The 5,980-nt window shown below is 34.3% G+C and carries 7 protein-coding genes and 1 pseudogene; 1 reads left to right on the forward strand and 7 read right to left on the reverse strand.

The window, feature by feature from the left end:
* Positions 1-219 precede the first annotated feature (219 nt).
* The 7 genes and pseudogenes from PHQ99_07540 to PHQ99_07570 form a co-directional block, all read right to left on the reverse strand.
* Entirely contained in the window at positions 220-402 is a 183-nt protein-coding gene (locus PHQ99_07540; protein MDD4289422.1) for a YHS domain-containing protein, read from the reverse strand.
* A 95-nt stretch (positions 403-497) separates the two neighbouring features.
* Positions 498-641: pseudogene (locus PHQ99_07545) on the reverse strand (YHS domain-containing protein).
* A 31-nt stretch (positions 642-672) separates the two neighbouring features.
* The gene (locus PHQ99_07550; protein ID MDD4289423.1) at positions 673-1,284 is read right to left on the reverse strand and encodes an iron-sulfur cluster assembly scaffold protein; all 612 of its coding nucleotides are present in this window, start codon (positions 1,282-1,284) and stop codon (positions 673-675) included.
* Positions 1,277-2,476, reverse strand: a complete 1,200-nt coding sequence (locus tag PHQ99_07555; GenBank protein MDD4289424.1) for an IscS subfamily cysteine desulfurase — start codon at positions 2,474-2,476, stop codon at positions 1,277-1,279. The genes PHQ99_07550 and PHQ99_07555 overlap by 8 nt, the downstream gene beginning before the upstream one ends.
* A gap of 29 nt (positions 2,477-2,505) precedes the next feature.
* On the reverse strand, positions 2,506-2,940 hold the full coding sequence (locus PHQ99_07560; protein MDD4289425.1) for an RrF2 family transcriptional regulator: 435 nt from the start codon (positions 2,938-2,940) through the stop codon (positions 2,506-2,508).
* Between the two features lie 204 nt (positions 2,941-3,144).
* Complete coding sequence (locus tag PHQ99_07565; GenBank protein MDD4289426.1) at positions 3,145-3,633, reverse strand: hypothetical protein; 489 nt, start codon at positions 3,631-3,633, stop codon at positions 3,145-3,147.
* A 3-nt stretch (positions 3,634-3,636) separates the two neighbouring features.
* Positions 3,637-4,083 (reverse strand): DUF3795 domain-containing protein, encoded by a 447-nt coding sequence (locus PHQ99_07570; GenBank protein ID MDD4289427.1) that lies wholly within the window; start codon positions 4,081-4,083, stop codon positions 3,637-3,639.
* Positions 4,084-4,497: 414 nt separating this feature from the next.
* Between PHQ99_07570 and PHQ99_07575 the strand changes: the two genes are divergently transcribed.
* Positions 4,498-5,980: GGDEF domain-containing protein (locus PHQ99_07575; GenBank protein MDD4289428.1), on the forward strand; the 1,483-nt coding region annotated here is incomplete at its 3' end.

Raw genomic sequence — 5,980 nt, forward strand, 5'->3', positions numbered from 1 at the left:
TAATTTCCTCTTCATGGGTTTGTTTGCAGAGACTTAATCAACAGAAAATTAATTTACCTATGATTCTAAGCTATGAAATAAAATAAATTATTATTTTATCTGTAATATTTGATTAATGTTTGCTAATTCTATTCTACAAAGTCAATAATAAATCAGGATTGAGCCTGAAGATAAGTAATGACTACAGAGACTATTCAAGCCCAATCCTGAATATTTTATCTAACAAGGCCCATATGGCGGCGGCTCATTTTTGTCTTTCTTATCCAGATATTTAGCAGGATCCTCATCAAACTTTGTCTTGCATTCCTCGTCGGTGAAATAATACACTCTTCCTCTAACTTTGCTTTTATATTTTGCTGTCTTTTCATCTACTTCTTTTTTGCAAACCGGATCAAATGCCATATTTCTCACCTCCCTAACTTACATTTTGTATATAATTTTTTTAATTAACAAGGTGCAAATGGCGGTGGTTCTTTTTTTTCTTTTTTATCAGCTGATTCCTTCAAATACTTTTCAGGATTATCATCAAAATCCATTTTACATCCCGGAGCGCAGAAGTAATAAGTTTTACCTTTATATTCGCTGGTATATTTGCAAGTCTTTTCATCTATTTCCATTTGGCAAACAGGGTCAACTGCCATGATATTCACCTCCTTAACTAATTTTTTTTATCTATTCTCCAAAATGTTCCTTCTTATATTCATCTAAAAGCTGTAAAATATCTTCCTTGCATTTCCCACAAACCGTTCCTGCTTTGGTATGTTCCTGTATTTCTAAAAAAGTTTTTGCTCCTTCTAACACTGCTTCTTCAATCTCTTTATCTGTTACATTCATGCATTCACATACTACTCTTGCCTCTTCATTTTTCACTTTATCCAACATACCATTTCTTTTATAGTAATCATTAATTGCTGCCCGTAACGCTTTATCTCCTAATACAGAACAATGAACTTTATTTTCCGGTAATCCGCCTAATTCTTTGGCAATATCCTTAGGAGAAAGTTTATATGCTTGTTCCATGGTCATACCTTTGACCATCTCTGATAAGATAGAAGTGCTGGCAATAGCACTGGCACAACCATAAGTCTTCCATTTGCAATCTGTTATAATACCTTTTTTCTTATCTACCTTAATCACTACAAGCATCTGATCTCCGCATTTCATATTACCTACTATGCCTTTGCCGTCATCCTGGTAAGAATCTTCATCTTCCAGAATATTACGTGGATTAATAAAATGATCCTTTAATTTTTCCGAATATACCCAGTTAGCCTGGCTACTCATTCTTCTCTCCTCCAATCTTAACTGTAGACATTTTTCTAATTTTTTGAATAACTTTTGGTAACACTCTAATCATATAATCAATGTCTTCACTTGTTGTATCTCTTCCCATACTTATCCTGATTGAACCATGTGCCTGTTCCACAGGAATACCTGTGGATAATAGCACATGTGATGGGTCCAATGAACCGGATGCACATGCTGAACCTGTAGAAACTGCTATTCCCTCTAAATCGAGATATAATAATATAGACTCACCCTCAGCTCCGAGAAATGATATATTCAGTGTATTAGCAAGACAATCATCAGGATGACCGTTAAAGTAGATGTTATCAATTTTGTCTTCTAAGTTTTCTTTTAATCTCTTTTTATAATCTAAAAGCCTTACATGTTCAGCAGTCATTTCTTTTGCACGCATCTGTAAGGCTTTACCAAATCCTATTATACCTAAGGTATTTTCGGTTCCTGCCCGACGGCCGCTTTCCTGGTGCCCTCCCCTTATAAGGGGACAAAAAGGGGTTCCCTTTTTAACATACAGGGCTCCGATTCCTTTTGGTCCATATACTTTATGCCCGGATAGAGATAACAGGTCTATATCCAAATCATTAACATCTACGGGAATTTTTCCGACTGCCTGCACTGCATCGGTATGAAATAGACTATCATATTTATGTGACAACCGGGCAATTTGTTTTATATCCTGGATAGTGCCAATTTCATTATTGGCAGTCATTATTGATACTAATGCGGGACCTTTTTTTAACTCTTCTTCCAGTTCCTCCATCCGGATTTTACCATATTGGTCTACTGATAAAAATTTCACCTCAATATCTCTCTGAGAAATACATTTTGCCGTTTCCAGAACACAGGGGTGTTCTATTGTTGTTGTTATAATCTTTCTGAATTTTCCCAGACCTGAGCATTCACACATTTTAGACGGACAAGCCAGTATAGAAAGCACTGTATTATTAGCCTCAGAACCTGAACCGGTAAAAACAATTTCTTCCGGTTTACCACCGATAAAAGATGCAACTGCCTCCCTGGCATCTGTTACCATAACCCTGGCCTCTCGTCCAAACTGATGCATGCTGGAAGGATTACCAAATACCTCCATTGCTTTAATCATCTCTTCTTTTACCTGTGGATGTAATGGCGTTGTAGCATTATTATCCATATACACTTTTCTGATTTTCATATCTAATCAATCTCCCAATAAAATATTATTTAAACATACTCTTTTATCTTTGCTTTATTCAATCTGGAACTAACCAAATCTTCTAAAGAAATTGAACTAAGAGTTTTAGAAATCTGTTCATCTATCATCTCCCAGACATTCCGAACTGGACAATTGGAAGTTCTCTTACAGACAGATGGATTGTTTACACATTCCACCAGGTTTACACTTCCCTCCAGGGCTTGTACTATTTCTTTTATAGTTATCAGGGAGGGGTTTTTTGCCAGTCTGTACCCACCATTGGCACCGCGGGAAGATATGATTAATCCTCTTGACTTCAATGGTATCACAAGTTGACCCAGATACTTCTCAGAAATACCTTCCTTTTTGGCAATATCTTTTAAACTGGTATTCCCTTTATTATAATTAAAAGCTAATTCAAGCATTAGCCTGGTTCCATATCTTGACCTGGTTGACAGTCTCATTTTATAATCCTCATATACTATTATTACTATTCTTTTAGTAGTAATTATACTAAAATAAAAAAGAGATTTTGTCAAGCCATTTCTCTCAACTGTATTTCAGTTAAAATATTTAACCGTAAATCCGTTTATTATTGTTCTTATTTTTATATAATATTCACTTTCTTATCCGGGTAATGTTACACTTTTAGTGTGCACTTCTATCATTTACTCAGCCAATAGAGAAGAAATATCATTTATAAACCTAATCGTTCTCTCTTCGATTTGCATTTTAAGCTCTTCTGGATGATTAAAATCAGGCTGTTCCATCAATATTGATTCGATGATTGAATCTACTCCTGGAAGTACCTGAGAAAGCTTATAGTTCCCTATCTTTTTATGTTTCAACTTTTCAATATATTCAGACTGAACTTTTCGGTTACTTCCACCTAACCAGGCTTCAAATCTTTCCTGTTCATGTAAAAATACAATTGCAATTTTCAGCTTTTTATTCTTTAAATCAGAAGGCGTGAATGCAAAGTAAGTCATATCCATATAACCAAAATACAGGGAGCTTACTATAAAATCCGGATAATTTTTCTCCAGGTCATTTTTCAGACCAGACATAAATATCATAATTCCCCTGTAAGCTTTTTGAATAATCCCTTTGCTTAATTGGGTCTTATATTCCTTAATATATTCATTTAATGATTCCATAAACTAACTCTCGTTCCAGCGGTATTTTTTATTGCTAAGGAATACATCAAGGTTGCAATTTAAACATAGCCCATTGTGACAGCATATCAGTTCACCACAGTGTGGACATTCCCACTTTTCTTCTTCCTTTTGCAGGAAATTATCCAGACTGTGGTCTCTTATAAATATGAGGTTCTCAATCATGCTCATGTGATATTTTGTACGGTAGCGCTTGTCCAGTGATTTTAATCTTTTGCAGGGAAATTCCTGACACTCATAACAAAACCGAATAATTCCTTTTCCCAGCAATTCACATTTATCCGCCATATGAGTACAATTTTCCCCTCTCGGAATGCAACCGGGACAGTACTTCCTGTGAAATCCCTGTTTGTTCAGATCTTTCTTCATGAATTGATAGGCAATGCACAAACTGCAATTCATGCCACATGGAGCAATGAGATTAACATTCATAAAACACATCTCCTCAACCATTGACTGCTGTATATCATAAGAGTAGTGCTTAATTGTTATAATTTTACCTGTTTTTATATTGTGATTTTTTTCATTTAAAATATTTCAAGGTTTATTTTTAGATAATCCAGCTGGCAGATTGTTATTATTTAAAAAGATTATTTATATTATACAATTAAAAAAATTATTATAATTATAGCATCTGTTTTAATTATTGACTAATACTCTGCAAATATGATATTTTCAATATTGCTGTGAGGTAAATAGAATATCTATTCATCCCTCTGGATTTATTAGATTTATTGGGATTAAGTATCAGTATAAAACTGTTTGCAATTAACTTTATTATACATAAATTATATATTACATTAAAGTAACGGGCTTACAATTTATTCCGGGCAGGAGATAAAAAAAGTGAATAGAAGGCTGTCATTTTCCCTAATCTTGATAACAATTTTATTACTGTTAATTCTCTATATAGCAAATACATTCTATAATAATCCTTCTGATAATTTAGAAGCCCTGCTTTTTCTTGGTAATAAGAACTTGGCTCCAATTATATATGAAGAAAATGGTATAGCAAAAGGTGTTGTTGTTGACATAACAAAAGCACTTGCCGATAAAGTTGTGGTTAAAATTGATGTTAAAGCAACAGATTGGGAAGAAGCCCAGAAAAAAGTTCTATCCGGAGATGCAGATGCCCTGCTTCAAATAAATTCAAATCCGGAAAGAGAATTAATTTATGATTTCTCTGATGAATTGTTGAAATCGGAGTTTTCTATTTTTATTAGAAGCGGTAATACTGAAATCAATTCAGTTAATGATTTAAAGGATAAAAATGTTGGTACAGAAGCCGGAGGGTATCCATATAGACTATTAAACAGTTATGAAGGAATAAACATAGTAATTATTCCTGACTGGACAAGTGGATTTAAAATGATTAAAGCAGGGGAAATAGATGCTATTGTTGTAGACAGGTGGATAGGCGAATATGAGTTAGCCCAGGGTAGAGTAACTGGAATTCAAGTTATTGAGCAACCTGTTGAAATAAGTTATTCACGCATTGGGGTGAAGAAAGGAAATACAGAACTGCTAAACTCAATCAATGCCGGCCTGAAAATGCTAAAAGAAGATGGAACCATGGCTGATATACTCAGCAACTGGCGAGGGAAAAGAGTTGTTTATGTAACTGAAGAATATATCAACAGAACAATATTGTATACTCTTATTGTAATTCTAATCGCTATTTTATTATTGACTATTCTGGGGATACAAAGAGTGAAAAAACTAAATATTAAACTTGAGCAGGAAGTTAATAAAAGAACCCGTGAACTTAGTGAAGTAAATAAAAGGCTGCTGAGGGCAAATGAAAAATTAAAAGGGTTTTCAATGGTAGATGGATTAACAAATATTTCTAACCGGAGATACTTTGACCGTGCTTTACAAAAAAGCTGGAATATTAGTATGAGAGAAAACCTGCCTTTGTCAATGATTATGATAGATATTGATTTCTTTAAAAATTATAATGATACATATGGCCACTTAGCCGGAGATCAATGTTTAATAAAAGTAGCTAATTTAATTAAAAATACCCTTAATAGACCTGGAGATTTTGTAGCTCGATATGGGGGCGAAGAATTTGTTGTTTTGCTTTATAATACACCTGAAGATGGTGCTGTAATAATTGCGGAAAAAATCCGTTCAGTAGTAGAAGACCTCAACATTAATAATGAGGGTAGCTTGTTGAATATTGTAACTGTCAGTTTAGGGGTAGCAACAATAATCCCTGGACAAAATAGAGACCCCGAAACACTGGTAGAAGCTGCCGACCAGGCAATGTACCGGGCAAAGAAACATGGACGAAACAAGGTTGTAAGAAACTCGGCAATGGATAAAA

It is taken from the genome of Atribacterota bacterium (assembly GCA_028703475.1).
Lineage (GTDB): Bacteria > Atribacterota > Phoenicimicrobiia > Phoenicimicrobiales > Stramentimicrobiaceae > JAQVMU01.